Below are 15,203 nucleotides of genomic sequence, written 5' to 3'. Positions count from 1 at the left end.
AATTCACATTAAATGTCTGTCGACTGAAATTGGTAAATATTGATGTTACTGCATGAGGTTTATAGCATTTTTTAATGGCATCTCAATCAGTCTCAAGAAATATATTTTATATTTTTTGGTCAAAACTTGCTTTTATTTTTGGTACCACCAATGCGGCAATGCCGTTGTTTTTAGCGTTCTACGATGTTGTTGAAACGCTGGATCATGTTTCTCGACTTCCGACCAAAAACGTACACTGTGGTCAAAGTGCCGTGTATGCGCCAACTCATGCACACAGACATAACGCGTAATCGCTTCAGGGAACAGAGCCAAAGCACTATTCAGCATAATATCATGCTTTACACTACAACTTCCCCAGCGGGTTTTAGGCTGACGAACCGCGCATTGTACAAATTTTAAACCTGTTTCATGACTAATCTGTTGCAAATAGGCAGGCAAGTGCTGTTTGGCATATGCGATTACAAAAGATTTTAAATAACTTTCAGGCTGGCGATCACTAACCCATAGTTGGTTAGATTGCTCATCAAAAAGATAAGCATGTCTTTGTGTTTTATAGCTGATCGTTAATGCATGCTGTCGATTAAATAAATGTAATTCTGACGGTAGGGTTCGATCGACTTGTACAAGGCTCACTTGCTGCTTTTGCCAAGTTTCAACCATCCATTGCTCAGACTGATTTAAAAATTCCTGAATTTGTCGTTTACTACAGAACTTAGGCACGGTTAAACGAATTTGAGTCGGTTCAACACGCAGTCGTAAACGGGTCGCACGTGCATGATGGGTGATTTGGATTTCGGGTAGGTCTGTTAAGGTCATTAAGATTATTCTTTTATTGAATCATCCTCCCCAGCCCTCCTTTGTTAAAGGAGGGAGAAAAACACCATAAAAATGCTGTTGCTTTTAGCCCCTCATTTTTTTAAGAGAGACTTGGGGAAATTTAAAATTAAACTGCGGTACGTTCTTCAATCCCGTTATCCGTTGCAACCACAGCAATATCCGCTTTATTGATCGCAAAAATACCGTTACATACCACACCAGGAATGTTATTGATGGTCTTTTCAAGCTCAAGTGCATTTAAGATGTTCAGGTTATAAACATCTAAAATCACATTGCCATTGTCGGTCACTACACCCTCACGGTAAGCTGGATCTCCACCAAGTGCCACAATTTTACGTGCTACAGCAGAACGTGCCATTGGAATCACTTCAATCGGAAGTGGGAAGTCGTGACCTAACTGATTGACCCATTTTGAGTCATCCACGATACAGACAAATTTTTTCGCAATTGAAGCTACAATTTTTTCGCGAGTCAGTGCGGCACCACCGCCTTTGATCATATGCATATGGCGGTCAATTTCGTCTGCCCCATCTACATAAGCATCTAAACCGCCAACAGAGTTCATATCAACCACTTCAATACCTAATTTCTTTAAGCGCTCAGCCGTTGCTTCTGAACTTGCCACAGCCGCTTCAAGCTGAAGCTCAGGTAAAAGTTCAATCAAGAAATTGACGGTGCTGCCTGTACCCACCCCTAATATGCCACCTTTAGGTAAGTGCTTTAAGGCAGCTTTTGCAGCAGCTTGCTTTTTTTCATCTTGGGTAGCATACAGACTCATAATTTGGCTCAACTATTTTTGACATTTGTTGCTGATTTTACAGCCCAAATGTACAGGGGTTTGTTACAATGATCCCCTATTTTAAACTGTTAAATGGGAAATTAACATGCTGTCTCGTTTGGTTCGACAAATATTACAAGCAACAGTCTATGATGTTGCAATCGAAACTCCACTCGAAGCGGCACCTCGAATTAGTGAGAAACTCAATAACAACATTCGTTTTAAGCGCGAAGATTTACAACCAGTCTTTTCATTTAAGCTACGTGGTGCTTATAACCGCATTAGTCAATTGCCTCGAGCACAACTCGAACGTGGTGTCATTACTGCATCTGCTGGCAACCATGCCCAAGGCGTAGCACTGTCAGGTAAAAAGCTCGGCATTCGTGCCATTATTGTCATGCCGAAAACCACCCCAGATATCAAAGTACAGGCAGTGAAGCGTTTAGGCGGTGAAGTAGTCCTACATGGCGACTCTTTTGATGTTGCAAATAAATATGCGATTCAACGTGCAACCGATGATGGTATGACATTCATTCCGCCTTATGACGATGAATTAGTCATGGCAGGTCAAGGAACCATTGGTAATGAAATTTTACGTCAATGGCGCGATATTGATTATGTCTTCGTGGCTGTGGGTGGTGGCGGTTTAATTGCTGGTGTTGCCGCTTACTTAGGTGATGTGGCACCGCACGTCAAAGTGATTCCTGTTGAATACGATGAATCTGCTTGCTTAAAAGCTGCATTTGAGGCAGGTGAACGTGTAGTACTGCCTCAAGTCGGACTATTTGCCGATGGTACGGCTGTCGCGCAAATTGGTGAAAAACCATTTGAAGTGATTCAACTGCAAAAATCAGATAACTCTGGCCCAATCGTTGAACGTGAAGTAGTTTTAGTCAATACCGACGAAATTTGTGCGGCAATTAAAGATACCTATGATGAATGTCGTAGTATTGTTGAACCATCGGGTGCAATGGCATTAGCAGGCATTAAAAAATATGTTGAAGCCCATGAGCTGATTGGCAAAAACATCGTCTCTATTGTTTGCGGTGCAAACATGAACTTTGACCGTTTGCGCTATATTGCAGAACGTACTGAATTAGGTGAACGCAAAGAAGCTATTTTTGCTGTGACCATTCCAGAGAAAAAAGGTTCATTCCTGAATTTCTGTCGTGCGTTACAAGGTCGCAACATCACCGAATTTAACTACCGTGCGAGCGATGCCAGTGCAGCACAAGTCTTTGTCGGCATTAGCTTAAAAGGTGGCGAAAAAGAACGTCTCGATATTTTCGAAGCACTGAAAACGCAGTTTGATGTCGATGATTTGTCTGATGATGAAGTGGCGAAATTACATATTCGCTACCTGATTGGTGGGCATGCAGACATTGAAAATGAGCGTTTATTCCGTGTTGAGTTCCCTGAGCGTCCAGGTGCACTATTAATGTTCCTTGAACGTCTTGGCCCAACGCATAACATCACCTTGTTCCACTACCGTAACCACGGCGCTGCTGAAGGTCGTGTACTGGTTGGTTTAGAAGCAAGTGATGCAAAACAGAACCCAGACGGATTGGTTGAAACTCTAGAAAGTATTTCATATCCATACGAAGAAATTACCAATAACTTAGGTTATCAACGTTTCTTAAAATAAAAGATTCAATACATAAAACCGCCCTTCGAGGCGGTTTTATTCTATGAGCTGGATTGGCTCTTCATCACCAAACGTATGGTTATATGTCACAATGATTCTGTCGATCAGCTCATCATTATGCGGAACCAACAGCCAATATGGATTTTCTCGCTCTATCACCAACAGGCTAAGTTCATAAGGTTCAATAAAAATCTTAATGTGGCTTAGATTAGCATTTGAAGTGCAACACCATGTTGTTGCCATAATACCTGACTCGGACTTTTAAAGCTGAGTCTTTTTCTTGGGCGATGATTCAAACGTTGAGTGATTTCTGAGATATATTCATCCGTATAGGCATTTAAATTACTGCCTTTTTTAATGTATTGTCTGATTAAACCATTTGTATTTTCATTCCTGCCTCGTTGCCAAGCGCTATAAGGATCAGCAAAATACCAGTCTAGTTCTAATTCTTGAGCAACATACTTATGCAGACTGAACTCCTTACCATTATCTGCGGTAATAGTCTTTAGCTGATCTTTGATTGGCTTAAGAAGGCTGATAGTTGTTTGGCAAATTTCCTCTGCCTTGCGTGAGCTACACTTTTTCAGCCATAAATAACCTGTCTTCCGATCCACAATAGAGACCAATGATTGCTGATGGTTCTTACCAACAATCGTATCTATTTCCAGATCACCAAAGCGATTCCGCCGCTCAATCTCGATAGGTCTGTCATGAATACTTTTACGATTACTCAGCTGACCACGGGTTTCAGGAGAGCCGTATTTCCTCTTTCTTTGATTTCTGAAACGTAGGTGATGAAAGAGTGTACCGCCATTGTTTTTATCCTGTCGTATAAAGCGATAAATTGAATGCAAACTGACTGGAACATGAGAAGCAATCTGTTCAGGACTCCATTGAAGATCAAGATAAGAGATGACATGTGCCCACATTTCACAAGGGATTCTTTTAGGATTGGAGCAGTGACGTCTTCGAGCTACTTTATTGGCATGTTTAGCGAAATAGCCATTTCTAGCTCGATTACGTTTGATTTCCCTAGAAATGGTTGAAGGTGAACGATTCAGTCTCCAAGCGATATAACGTTTAGAAAAACCTTCACGTAACAATGTATAAATCTGATATCGTTCTTCTTGGGTAAGATGAGTATAGTTCATGATGCAACTTTGACTTTGGTCGGTCGGAAGCAAAATGCTAGCTCATCTTGCTTCTTTCCAATAATTTAATCTCTGTTGCACTTCATTTGAGAATCTAAGTGGTTAAAAATCACATCAAAACTAAACTCAAAATCATAGCTGTGCATATCTGAGTTTTCTTTAAGTTCATCACTGTCGTACATATGGTAAAAAGAAGCCATATCATCGTTGATTTGATTTTTCAGCTGATCTAAATCAACCCCAAGTTGTTGTAGTCTGTGGCATTCATCAATACCATTTTGCTGAAAATCATCGAGTGCTATTTTTTGTATATTTGAATAATAGGTATTTAACCAACGAACAAAGTGCTCGAACTCATCTTGTTCTTCAGGAATTGCGGTATCATTTAGTTCTGGAAAGGCAATTCTAAGGGATTCATATAGTGTCTTCCGCATTTATATACTCCTCTGTATGAGTGATATATTCGGTATAACTCAAAAATGATTGATCAAAAAAGTGTGTCTGTATAAAGATGACATCTTGTGAAATTCGGCACAACATGCGTTAACAATCGACGTATAAAAAATTTAAGGAAAAGATGACATGGCGCAATTTGCAGTGATTGGTTTAGGAAGCTTTGGAGCCACAGTTGCAACTCAACTTATTGAACTCGGGCATGATGTGATTGGCATCGACAGTGAAAAAAAGTATGTTGAAAATATCTCTGAACAAGTAACCCATGCCGTTATTGCCGATGCAACGGATGAACATGTGCTCGATGAACTCAATATTAAAAACTGCGATGCGGTTGTCGTCGCAATTGGTGAAAATATTGAAGCCAGTATTTTATGTGTATTACACCTCAAAAATATTGGGGTCGAGAAAATTTGGGTTAAAGCCAAATCCAAATCACACCATATGATTTTGAGCCATTTAGGCATCAGTAAAATTATTCACCCCGAAGAAGACATGGGCGTTCGGATTGCACAATCTTTATGTTACCCGATGGTCAGTCGCTACATGGCGCTTGAAGATAATCACTATATCGTCAAAATTGAAATTGACGAAAAATTGCAAGGTACACGCTTCCGCCAACTCATGGATCAAGCACCTGATGTAAAAACATTACTCCATAAGCGTGGTACAGAAGTTTTGTACAGCATAGATCCCAATTTAATTTTACAAGTGGGTGATATTTTAGTTGTTGAAGGAGTCCTTGAAACATTACGTCGTCTTTCAGCACGGTTCAAATCATGAAAAATCTAAAAGAATGGCAACCCAACCCGCAAAATACAATTAATTTAAGCCCGCCTAGCTTATTAGCTTTGGGTTTTTTAAGTTTTATTATTCTTGGTACGCTGTTATTAAAACTCCCTATTTCACACCATGGTGAACTCAGCTGGCTCAACTCTTTGTTTACAGCTACATCTGCTGTGACCATTACTGGACTATCTGTGGTGAATGTGGGGGAAACTTTTACCGTAACTGGTAAAGTCATCATTATGCTATTAATTCAAATTGGTGGCTTGGGGTTTATGACCTTTGCAATTTTGGCGGCATTAAGCCTATCGGCCAAGTTGGGCTTAAAACAACAAATCATGGCGCAAGAAACCATTGGTCAAACCAGTTTATCCAAAGTATCTTTTACCATTAAAGGCGTACTGCTTTATTCCTTATTTTTTGAAGCCATTGGTACTGTTATTTTAACCATTGCATGGATGGAAGACTATAACTTCAATCAAGCCTTTTTCTATGCTGCCTTTTATAGTGTCTCAGCATTTAATAATGGCGGGTTTTCACTCTTCCCGAACAGCTTGATGAGCTTCTCAGGTCAATATCTCATTACCTTTACCATCAGCATGTTATACATTATTGGTGGGATTGGTTTTGTGGTACTGATGGATATTAAACGTAGTAAACGCTGGAAAGGCTTAAGTACCAACAGCAAACTTATTTTGTCTACGATTGCAGGCTTAAACATCATCGCCTTTATTCTTTTATGGGCAATTGAATCCAACAACCCCCTTACCTTAGCGCCAATGAGTTTAGGTGACCAGGCACTCAATGCATGGTTCCATGCAACCGTTCCTCGCTCATCGGGCTTTAACAGTCTCGATTTGGCACAAATGAAAGATGCTTCGACCCTCGTGACCATGTTACTGATGTTCATAGGCGGCGGCTCAATGAGTACCGCAGGCGGGATTAAAGTAGGTACTTTTATTATTGTTTTACTTAGTGTCATTAGTTTTTTAAGACGTGAAGATGAAATTCGTGTCTTTAATCATGCTGTTTCTGAAAAAACATCCTTCAAAGCAATGGCTGTTGTTTCTATTACCGCGACTCTGGTTTTTTTAGGCATCTTTAGCTTGACGTTAATTGAACCGAATCATGAGTTTATAGACTTATTATTTGAAACCATTTCCGCAGCCTGTACAGTTGGTTTGTCCCGCGGGATTACAGGCGAACTTCAACCTGCCAGTTTATTTGTTCTAATGCTTCTGATGTTTGCAGGCCGTTTAGGGCCATTAACATTGGCATACCTCATTGCAACACCGAAGAAAAGCCGGCTTAAACACCCAACCACAGATATTCAAATTGGTTAATCCTTAAAAACAATGTCATAAAAAAACCACGTTTGAAACGTGGTTTTTTTATCTACAGAGGCTTAGTACCAATTCATTAAAGATACACCCAAGCCCACATAAGTTGCCCGGTGATTATAATCAATCAAACTTTCACCATAACCGTCAAACAGTTGAAAATGCCCACGTAGTTTGCCAGAGATAGGAAAAGCCCAATCAAACTGTGCCGCGCCACGAGAGTCATCTCCCCCTTTTAAACTATGTCGTAACATAAGCGAAAAATCATGCTCATTCCAACGATAGAATGCCGTTAAATCACCGCGTCCAATATAGTCTTTAATATCTGGGTTATTGTCATCTTTTGCATCTTCTTCTATTCGATACCATGGACGCAGCATGAGAGCAAAGTTATCTCTTTCAAATCCAAGATTTAAAATGACACGATTCCAGCTACGAGAAAGCGGATCAGAGCGACCATTGGACTGATGGTTTAAAGTCAGCCCTAATAGGCGACCATTTAAACCAAACAATTCATAATTGGTTCTAAAGACCAAGCTGGCTTCAGGCTCATAGTTGGTTTCACGAAATGGACGGGATTCATCCGCATTGTAGACTTGCCAACGTGAAGACTGGGTATACCCCAACCAGACATCGCCATTGTCCCCAAACAGATTTTCAACAGCTTTCGTTTTTAAAGACAGTTGGAATTTTGCTTCCATTGAATTTAAGTTTTGATCTTCATCCACTGTATTGGAAGGGTTTGGACTTTGAGGAAACTCATTTTTATCCGTCGTCCAAAAGCCTGGCATTAAATACACAGGCTGATAGGCACGAATATTCCATGTCCCGAGTTTACTTTCTGGAGAAAGCTCCCAACGGCTATCCATAAGAGATAAATTGGGCGTTATTTTAGGACCTTCCGAGGCAAAAACAGAGCTAACGCCTTGTGCGATCTTCCCTGAGATATTTTCAGGCGCTGGCGCGATTTCCATCGCTGCACGTTGTTCAGAAACAATATGCGGCTTTGCTACTGGAGGAATTTTAAATAATGCATCATAACAAGCCAAACGGTCTGCATTTGACTCTAATGCTACACATGCCTCAGCTGTTGCGGGAGCCGCAGGCACCTCTGAAACTTGTGCATGCGTTTTAGCGACAGCCAAAGCACTGAGCAAACTTACGCTCAGTGCTAAAGTTGAACGCTCAAATGGTTTAAACGCCATACGACCCTCTTATTATTTTACTGAACTTGTTGAATACTGAAACCTAGCTCAATCAAGGTATCACGCTTCGCAATAGGTGCAACCACTGCTTTCGTTGGTTTTTGTTCAAGCAAATATTGTACCGCAACACGCTTTAAATCTTCAAAATTCACGGCTAGAAGACGGCTACGCAACTGCTTGCGGAAGGCTGGAGTACGGGCATGTAATAGTGCATAACATGCAGTAATGGCTTCACCCGCTGGCGAACCTGGCTTATCCATACTTGCAATTAAACCCAAAATCGCTTCTTCAAGTTGATGTGGTTTTTGCTCAGTATTGAGTAACCATTGCACACTCCCTTCAAAGTCACTGAAAGTTTCCGCTAAACGTGGATCACGATAACTATAGAAGCGGAATGAGCATGCATTGCCATCATAGCTTGCACCACCACCATACGCACCGCCTTTTTCACGAATCGCACTGTGTAGGAATCCATTGCGTAAGTATGCAGCAAGAACCATCAGTGCTGCTGCATCTGGATGTGAAACTTCAACTGCTGGGTAAGCCGATGAACAGAATTGAACATTGGCCTGAATTAACCATGCTTCATCTGTATCTGTGTTTTCCTGCTCCACAGCTTTAAGACTCACAACTTGCTCAGAAACCTCTAGTTTGTCCCAGACATTTTGAACTTCTTCTAGCAAGCGCTCAGATTGGTGTTCTTCACACACCAACAAAAACTGTTTCGGTGCTTGTAAAAGTTTTAAATGAATGGCTTTTAATTCATGAATGAAATCTTCATAAGCAACTTCATCTTTTTCAATACGGCTAATCAACTCACCCAACCAGTTTAATGCACCTAAACCCGTGTTGTGATAATCACGATTAGCTAAAGCACTGTGGTTACGCCCTGCAATTTGCATAGCATAACTATGACCCGAGCCTGAAAGACGTGATGCCCAACGTGTTTTACGTTGTTGCAAGAGTTCAATAATGCGGTCTTTTTCATCGAAACGTAACTGCTCAAACGCCAATTTCAACAAGTTAATACTTTCTAAACTACTCACTAGCGATTTTGTAGTCAGCGTGAGCCACGCACTGATTTGGTTTTTATCATTCACGTGAGAACGTAACGACGCACCCATTCCTAAACCACCACTTACAGCAGTTTGCAGTTGTTGTAGCTCAAGATAATCGTACTGACCTGCCCCCACTTCACCCATCAAAACAGACAGTAAGTTAAAGTATGGTGACTGCACCACATCTTGTGGAATCTCAATCAGCACTTGGTTGTAGTAAATACCGTTCGTGCCTGCATGATAGAGATTGAGCGGGTAATCAGTACGATTAGAGATAATCTCCCGCAATTGACCTTGTACAATTTGCAATTCAGCTGGCACATCTTCCAAGCCCACCTTTGGCAATAAATTTAAGTCATCTGGTGTATCCTGACGGACTTTCAATGCCTCAGTCTGTGCTTCAATTTCTGCTTTTTGAGTTTCTGTAAGTTGCGCACCAATTGCAGCTAAACGTGCTTTCTCATCTGCTGCTTCCACCGCAGATTTATTGGCATCTGGCACCAAAGTCATTTGTACACGGTGTGAGTTATCAATGAGATGCGTCTTGATGAGATTGGATAACCACATCGGGTCTTTTAATTCTTCTTTCACCGCAGCAATAGCTGAGTCTACATCCCAAACAGTGACTGGGTCGCTGTGGTGGATCGCACTACCCAAACCATTTAAAATCAGGCTTAGACCATAAGGCATACCGTCGCCATTGATTTCACGTTGATGCAATTCAATCTGATGTAAAATCGCATCGACCATGTTTTGATCGACAGGTTTTGCAGCCACATCTTCTAAGATTTTAAAGACACCTGCTTTAAACTCTGCCGCATGTTCAGGGTTTGAACCCTGTACACCGCAGTAGAAGGTCATTTCGTAGTTCGAATCATCTACACCCATAATCGGGCCTGTAGACTGTGCATAACCACAAGTCTCAAGATAATGACGCAGTGGTGAAGCTGAGTCTTCTAAAAGCACACCTTCAACCAATCGCATACCTAAACGAAGCTTTATATTGCTAGCTTTAGGCAATAACCACGAAATAATGTGATAAGTTTTATCTTTTAAATCTTCTGCATCTACCGCATAGGTTTCAGTCACTTCTACGGGTGCTGTTAAACGACGTTCTTCTTTAGAATAAAGCGTTTCACCTTTAGAAAATTTAGCCAAAGCCAAAGTTTCAAATTGCTCCTGCAAATTATAGGCAGGCTCATTACCAAAGGTCATGAAAACTGCGTTGCTTGGGTGATAATGCGACTTGTAGAAATCCACCAACTCAGGATAAGTCAAGTCTGGAATATCTTTCGGGTCGCCACCTGAATTGTAATGATAGGTCGTTTCTGGAAACAAGTGATGTGCAAGCTGATGATACAACTGGTCTGAAGGCGAACTCATCGCCCCTTTCATTTCGTTGAAAACCACACCCTTATAGACAGGTTCACCATTTTCAAGCTCAATACGAATACCTTCTTGAGCAAAATCAAGCGGATTTAAATTAGCCGCAAAAGCCGCATCTAAATACACTTCCAATAAATTTTGGAAATCTTTTTTATTTTGCGTCGCAAATGGATAAGCCGTCCAATCCGCTGCTGTAAAAGCGTTCATAAACGTATTCAATGAACGACGAATCATTAAAAAGAACGGATCACGCACAGGGAATTTTTCTGAACCACAAAGCGCAGTATGTTCTAAAATATGCGCTTCGCCTTTTGAATCCATAGGCTGAGTACGGAATGCAACCAAAAATACATTTTCATCGTGATTGGTGGCTAAGTGATAATGCACTGCCCCAGTGATTTTATGTTTATATTCAGACACTAAGATGTCTAAAGCTTCAACATGGTGTTGACGTACCAACTGAAACGCAGGATGTACAGTTTGTGAAATGGTTTCAGTGACATCTACAGTCATGTGATCTCCTCAATTCAAAGCATTTTCTAAATGTTTCAAGTATAACCTGAAAATCAAGAACAAGACTCATTCATTGACAATTTTCCAAGTAACTTGGCCAACTTTTAAAAAGCGTTGAACTGATGGGACCTATACCCAACTGAATCCACCCGCAAATACTGAATCAATAACGATTAGACAGGATCATTAACCAGTTTTTCGGTTTTTTTTGCCCACCATACACAAAGCACTATTGCGATCAGTAACACTGCAGATGCGCCAAAACGACTCAAATCTAAACCACCAGAACTTAAAGGTTTATCTAAGAAATCACCAACAACCGCCCCTAAAGGACGCGTTAAAATAAAAGCGGACCAAAACAGAAAAGTCCTCGAAATGTGGCTCAACTTATACAAAAGTAAAATAAATAAAATCAGTCCACTAAATAGTGCAATCCCACCGCTATAACCTAAACCTGCTGTGTCTGCAGACCAATCACCTAAAGCAGTACCTAAAGTTTGGGAAAATGTCAGCGTTAACCAATAGAAAAGCTCAACTCGTGGCTGATTCACCACATGCGGTGAAATACTGCCTTCAGATTTATGCCAAATAAAAAGCGAAATCCCGACCAAACTTAATAATAATGCGCTCCCACCCACGTAACCAATGCCTAATGAGCGATCAACAAAGTCAGCTAAAGTTGTCCCCACAGTTGTACTGGCAATAATGGCGAACCAATATAAAAAGGGATGATAACTCTTCGATCTGATTTGAAAAAATACAGCAACAATAAAAACGAGTGAAAAGATAAAAGTACTGAGTAAATAACCCAAGTTCATCGACATTGAAACAGCATCACCCGCCGTTTCACCAAATGTCGTTGCAAAAATTTTAGTTATCCAAAAAAGAGCCGTGATTTGTGGCACTTTCATTAATACCTGATGTACATCTTGTACACTTGCGGAGGAATTCACATCAATAGGCATTATTAACACCCCAATAAACAACAGATGCCCATTGTCAGCTTATTGGCTTAAGATCAGATTAAAATAAGACCTAATCGGTGTAATAGCCCATTATAATTTTAGCTCTCATCGAAGCATTCAGCTGTATCACAAGCGGCGACAATACAGCTGTTCATGAAGACAATGTTCGCTATACTGATTAACCAATCAGGTATTTGAAATAATTATAGTTCGGATGATTTTCAACAAAAACATAATTTTGCTTTTGATAAAAACTTACAGCAGATAAATCTGCTGTGTTTAAACACAACGCAGAGAAATTCGGACGTGCATATTTTTCCAAATGTGCCAATAGTTGACGTCCCACACCACTTTTACGATATTTAGGATGCACATAGAAACGACGTACACGACCAATACGTGCCTCGATTTCGTTTTCACCCCATTGCTGGTTTAATCCACCACACGCAATAAGCTGATCTTGATCATAAGCCAACAACAGCACTTCACCCTTTTGATTAAAACGATTTTTCCCACTTTGATATTCTTCGATCAAGCGGGTCAACGGTTCATATCCTTCTTTTGCTGCCAGTTGCGCCAAAGCTTGCATTTGAGGAGGTAATTGTTCTGCCGCTTGAATTAAAATTTCCATCTAAACTTCCTTGAATATAACCACAGCCATTTCACTACATTTACCATGTAAATAAAATGAATTTTACTCAACAAACTACAGCAATTATGAGCATTAGTGTAAAATGTCGCTTTAATTTCAATACGTGACGAAAAACACATGGCAACTGTTGATCTTTTTGCAATTGGTAATGCACTAATCGACCAAGAATTTAAAGTCTCTGACGACTTCCTTATTCAACAAAATTTGCAAAAAGGCACTATGCAGTTAACTGATGGTGAAACACAAGCAGATCTGTATAAAAAATTAAAAGAAACACAAAGCTATAAAGGTCAAGCATCAGGTGGTTCAGCAGCAAATACTACCGTTGCCTTTAGTGCCTTAGGTGGTTCAGCCTTTTATGCATGTCGTGTAGGTAATGATGAATTGGGTAAAATTTACCTCAATGGTTTGCACGAAGCAGGGATTAAAAACACTGAGAAATCAATCAGCGAAGGCGTCACAGGCACGTGTATGGTTTTAGTCAGTGAAGACTCTGAACGGACGATGCACACTTATTTGGGTATTACCGCTGAGTTGACTGAACAACAGATAGATTTTGAACCTTTAAAAACAGCTAAATGGCTCTATATCGAAGGTTATCTTTCAACCAGCGATAGCGCACGTTTAGCTGTTAAACAAGCGCGTGAAATTGCCAAAGCACATGGTGTTAAAATTGCATTAACCCTCTCTGATCCAGCGATGGTGCAATATGCACGTCATGGATTGGATGAAATGATTGCAGATGGTGTGGACTTATTATTCTGTAACCAGCAAGAAGCCATGATGTACACCGAAACGGTAACGGTTGAGGCAGCTTTGGCAAAACTCAAAACGTTCAGTCAACACGTGGTCATTACCCTTTCCGCTGAAGGTGCCCTTATTTCAAATGCGCAAGAAACATTTAGTGTCGCAGGCCGTAAAGTTGATGCTGTCGATGCAAACGGTGCTGGCGATGCCTTTGCAGGTGCTTTCTTGTACGCTGTGAATACAGGCTTAGGCTTACATACCGCAGCGCAACTGGCTATTTTGATTTCAAGCGAAGTGGTCGCTCAATTTGGTCCTCGCCTAGATATCGCGGATTACACTGAATTGTTCCAACAATTGCAAAAGGAATGCGCATAATGCACAAAATCTGCATGACGGAAGACATCCCAGAACGTGAAGCACGCTCCTTTGAGACACCCAATGGGGATACAATTTTTATCACTCAACGTGACGGTGCATTTTTTGCCTATCAAAATATCTGCCCTCACCTCCAAGTTGAACTGGAGTTTTTGGAAAATCAATTTTTAGATCGAGACCAAGAATTTATTGAATGCTCAACGCATGGTGCATTATTTGTAGTTGAAACAGGTGAATGCATCTCGGGGCCTTGCCAAGGTGAAGCACTTGAAAAAGTGCAGATTACCGTGCATTCTGATGGTGGAATTTACCTCACAGAAGAATAATATATTTGGACTTTCACCATGTATGAGCTGCTACACCACCCTGATTTGATGATTTTTCATTTCAGTTTATTGGCTTTGCTTTTACTCAGCATGGTGGAAACCCTTGGCTATTTTTTTAATTCACGCCCAAGTCACTTTCTCAAAAAACTATCTCCACAAAAGCTCACACAATCTCCATTATTAGACGTGAAATTTTCAAAAACCCTGATTGTGGTTTTTCTTTTGCTGAACTTCAGTGTCGCGGGTTATTTCCTTCAATTTTGTATTTATGCAAAGGAACAAGCCTTTACCTCCGCATACTACCTCATCCTGCCAGCCCTGATTATTGCGATCTTCTTCACCGTTTTTATGATTCACTGTTTAGATCAGGTGATTAAACCCAGACCCATCAAAAGACAAACCAATTTATTGGGTCGCCTTGCCACTATTTCCAGTGGCAATGCCCGTCCTGGCTTTTCAGCTCAAGCACGTGTGCGCGATGAGTATGGTCAACTACACTATGTCCAAGTTGAACCTGAGTTTGGCGAGCTCGAATTTCAGTCGCAAATTATTCTGATTCGACTAAAAAAATCACATTACATCGCCAAAAGAATTTCAAAATCTAACCAACTGTTTAGTGGTGAGATCAGCAACTAAATACGACTCTCAAACATCCACTTGAGCTCCACTACTGGTCTGTTACACATTTTCAGTGTATCGGCTTTGCTTGCGCCATCATTGTAATATTCTCAGATCAATACAGAATAACAATATTTAAATATGACCTTGTATCACTCAACCTTTCAAAAATGATGCTGCCTAAAGCAAAGCTACACCAGAGTTTCGAGGCAAAAGGGCTATCGCTTCGACCAGCTATTCTTCAATGATTTAAAAGACCTATCAATTTTATAATTTTAAGACGAATTCTCGATAAAATGAAATTTTTTTAAATATAAGCGTTTTAGTCGGATTTAAAATAAATATATACAAGTATTTCAGTCAGGTTT

General features: G+C 40.5%; 14 protein-coding genes. 6 read left to right on the top strand and 8 right to left on the bottom strand.

Features of this window, described 5'->3' with window-relative positions; translation table 11 throughout:
* Positions 1 to 132 precede the first annotated feature (132 nt).
* Positions 133 to 816: a M48 family metallopeptidase gene (locus tag ACZ8ZH_RS07395; RefSeq protein ID WP_110974107.1), complete on the bottom strand. Its 684-nt coding sequence runs from the start codon at positions 814 to 816 to the stop codon at positions 133 to 135.
* A 127-nt stretch (positions 817 to 943) separates the two neighbouring features.
* The gene (gene rpiA / locus ACZ8ZH_RS07390) at positions 944 to 1,615 is read right to left on the bottom strand and encodes a ribose-5-phosphate isomerase RpiA (protein ID WP_086210234.1); all 672 of its coding nucleotides are present in this window, start codon (positions 1,613 to 1,615) and stop codon (positions 944 to 946) included.
* Between the two features lie 106 nt (positions 1,616 to 1,721).
* On the opposite strand from rpiA, the gene ilvA reads away from it, so the two are divergent.
* A complete protein-coding gene (ilvA, locus tag ACZ8ZH_RS07385) occupies positions 1,722 to 3,260 on the top strand; it encodes a threonine ammonia-lyase, biosynthetic (protein WP_119063367.1) in 1,539 nt (512 codons plus the stop codon).
* A 203-nt stretch (positions 3,261 to 3,463) separates the two neighbouring features.
* On the opposite strand, the gene ACZ8ZH_RS07380 is transcribed toward ilvA, so the two are convergent.
* Positions 3,464 to 4,411: an IS30 family transposase gene (locus ACZ8ZH_RS07380; RefSeq protein ID WP_470247895.1), complete on the bottom strand. Its 948-nt coding sequence runs from the start codon at positions 4,409 to 4,411 to the stop codon at positions 3,464 to 3,466.
* 65 nt (positions 4,412 to 4,476) lie between these two features.
* Positions 4,477 to 4,845 (bottom strand): hypothetical protein, encoded by a 369-nt coding sequence (locus ACZ8ZH_RS07375; RefSeq protein WP_228199355.1) that lies wholly within the window; start codon positions 4,843 to 4,845, stop codon positions 4,477 to 4,479.
* 148 nt (positions 4,846 to 4,993) lie between these two features.
* Here ACZ8ZH_RS07375 and ACZ8ZH_RS07370 point away from each other — a divergent pair, with 148 nt between their 5' ends.
* Together ACZ8ZH_RS07370 and ACZ8ZH_RS07365 are read left to right on the top strand one after the other, a co-directional pair.
* Positions 4,994 to 5,647: a potassium channel family protein gene (locus ACZ8ZH_RS07370; protein WP_086210236.1), complete on the top strand. Its 654-nt coding sequence runs from the start codon at positions 4,994 to 4,996 to the stop codon at positions 5,645 to 5,647.
* Positions 5,644 to 6,993, top strand: coding sequence for a TrkH family potassium uptake protein (locus ACZ8ZH_RS07365; RefSeq protein WP_110974109.1), 1,350 nt, complete (start codon positions 5,644 to 5,646; stop codon positions 6,991 to 6,993). Before ACZ8ZH_RS07370 ends, ACZ8ZH_RS07365 begins: the two co-directional genes overlap by 4 nt.
* Positions 6,994 to 7,055: 62 nt before the next feature.
* On the opposite strand, the gene ACZ8ZH_RS07360 is transcribed toward ACZ8ZH_RS07365, so the two are convergent.
* The 4 genes from ACZ8ZH_RS07360 to ACZ8ZH_RS07345 form a co-directional block, all read right to left on the bottom strand.
* Entirely contained in the window at positions 7,056 to 8,195 is a 1,140-nt protein-coding gene (locus ACZ8ZH_RS07360) for a phospholipase A (protein ID WP_086207563.1), read from the bottom strand.
* Positions 8,196 to 8,212: 17 nt separating this feature from the next.
* Positions 8,213 to 11,152: an insulinase family protein gene (locus ACZ8ZH_RS07355; protein WP_470247894.1), complete on the bottom strand. Its 2,940-nt coding sequence runs from the start codon at positions 11,150 to 11,152 to the stop codon at positions 8,213 to 8,215.
* A 173-nt stretch (positions 11,153 to 11,325) separates the two neighbouring features.
* Positions 11,326 to 12,117, bottom strand: a complete 792-nt coding sequence (locus tag ACZ8ZH_RS07350; RefSeq protein ID WP_110974111.1) for a COG4705 family protein — start codon at positions 12,115 to 12,117, stop codon at positions 11,326 to 11,328.
* 178 nt (positions 12,118 to 12,295) lie between these two features.
* A complete protein-coding gene (locus ACZ8ZH_RS07345; RefSeq protein ID WP_086207566.1) occupies positions 12,296 to 12,748 on the bottom strand; it encodes a GNAT family N-acetyltransferase in 453 nt (150 codons plus the stop codon).
* A gap of 138 nt (positions 12,749 to 12,886) precedes the next feature.
* Between ACZ8ZH_RS07345 and ACZ8ZH_RS07340 the strand changes: the two genes are divergently transcribed.
* Genes ACZ8ZH_RS07340 through ACZ8ZH_RS07330 form a run of 3 tightly spaced genes read left to right on the top strand, consistent with a single transcriptional unit; the run spans position 12,887 to position 14,853 of the window.
* Positions 12,887 to 13,891 carry an adenosine kinase gene (locus tag ACZ8ZH_RS07340; RefSeq protein ID WP_119062808.1) on the top strand — a complete coding sequence of 335 codons (1,005 nt, stop codon included), beginning with the start codon at positions 12,887 to 12,889 and terminating at the stop codon, positions 13,889 to 13,891.
* 14 nt (positions 13,892 to 13,905) lie between these two features.
* Positions 13,906 to 14,217 (top strand): Rieske (2Fe-2S) protein, encoded by a 312-nt coding sequence (locus ACZ8ZH_RS07335; RefSeq protein WP_171264395.1) that lies wholly within the window; start codon positions 13,906 to 13,908, stop codon positions 14,215 to 14,217.
* A gap of 18 nt (positions 14,218 to 14,235) precedes the next feature.
* The gene (locus ACZ8ZH_RS07330; RefSeq protein WP_086207569.1) at positions 14,236 to 14,853 is read left to right on the top strand and encodes an OB-fold-containig protein; all 618 of its coding nucleotides are present in this window, start codon (positions 14,236 to 14,238) and stop codon (positions 14,851 to 14,853) included.
* Positions 14,854 to 15,203: the final 350 nt, after the last annotated feature.

The sequence above is a fragment of the Acinetobacter sp. SW-226 genome (assembly GCF_055632855.1).
Note: the sequence above shows the minus strand (reverse complement) of the source record. Positions and strands in the feature narration are given on the sequence as shown.

Excerpts from the sequence above, each read along its gene's own strand:
- ACZ8ZH_RS07395 (WP_110974107.1), bottom strand. The coding sequence starts at position 816 with ATGACCTTAACAGACCTACCCGAAATCCAAATCACCCATCATGCACGT.
- rpiA (WP_086210234.1), bottom strand. The coding sequence starts at position 1,615 with ATGAGTCTGTATGCTACCCAAGATGAAAAAAAGCAAGCTGCTGCAAAA.
- ilvA (WP_119063367.1), top strand. The coding sequence starts at position 1,722 with ATGCTGTCTCGTTTGGTTCGACAAATATTACAAGCAACAGTCTATGAT.
- ACZ8ZH_RS07380 (WP_470247895.1), bottom strand. The coding sequence starts at position 4,411 with ATGAACTATACTCATCTTACCCAAGAAGAACGATATCAGATTTATACA.
- ACZ8ZH_RS07375 (WP_228199355.1), bottom strand. The coding sequence starts at position 4,845 with ATGCGGAAGACACTATATGAATCCCTTAGAATTGCCTTTCCAGAACTA.
- ACZ8ZH_RS07370 (WP_086210236.1), top strand. The coding sequence starts at position 4,994 with ATGGCGCAATTTGCAGTGATTGGTTTAGGAAGCTTTGGAGCCACAGTT.
- ACZ8ZH_RS07365 (WP_110974109.1), top strand. The coding sequence starts at position 5,644 with ATGAAAAATCTAAAAGAATGGCAACCCAACCCGCAAAATACAATTAAT.
- ACZ8ZH_RS07360 (WP_086207563.1), bottom strand. The coding sequence starts at position 8,195 with ATGGCGTTTAAACCATTTGAGCGTTCAACTTTAGCACTGAGCGTAAGT.
- ACZ8ZH_RS07355 (WP_470247894.1), bottom strand. The coding sequence starts at position 11,152 with ATGACTGTAGATGTCACTGAAACCATTTCACAAACTGTACATCCTGCG.
- ACZ8ZH_RS07350 (WP_110974111.1), bottom strand. The coding sequence starts at position 12,117 with ATGCCTATTGATGTGAATTCCTCCGCAAGTGTACAAGATGTACATCAG.
- ACZ8ZH_RS07345 (WP_086207566.1), bottom strand. The coding sequence starts at position 12,748 with ATGGAAATTTTAATTCAAGCGGCAGAACAATTACCTCCTCAAATGCAA.
- ACZ8ZH_RS07340 (WP_119062808.1), top strand. The coding sequence starts at position 12,887 with ATGGCAACTGTTGATCTTTTTGCAATTGGTAATGCACTAATCGACCAA.
- ACZ8ZH_RS07335 (WP_171264395.1), top strand. The coding sequence starts at position 13,906 with ATGACGGAAGACATCCCAGAACGTGAAGCACGCTCCTTTGAGACACCC.
- ACZ8ZH_RS07330 (WP_086207569.1), top strand. The coding sequence starts at position 14,236 with ATGTATGAGCTGCTACACCACCCTGATTTGATGATTTTTCATTTCAGT.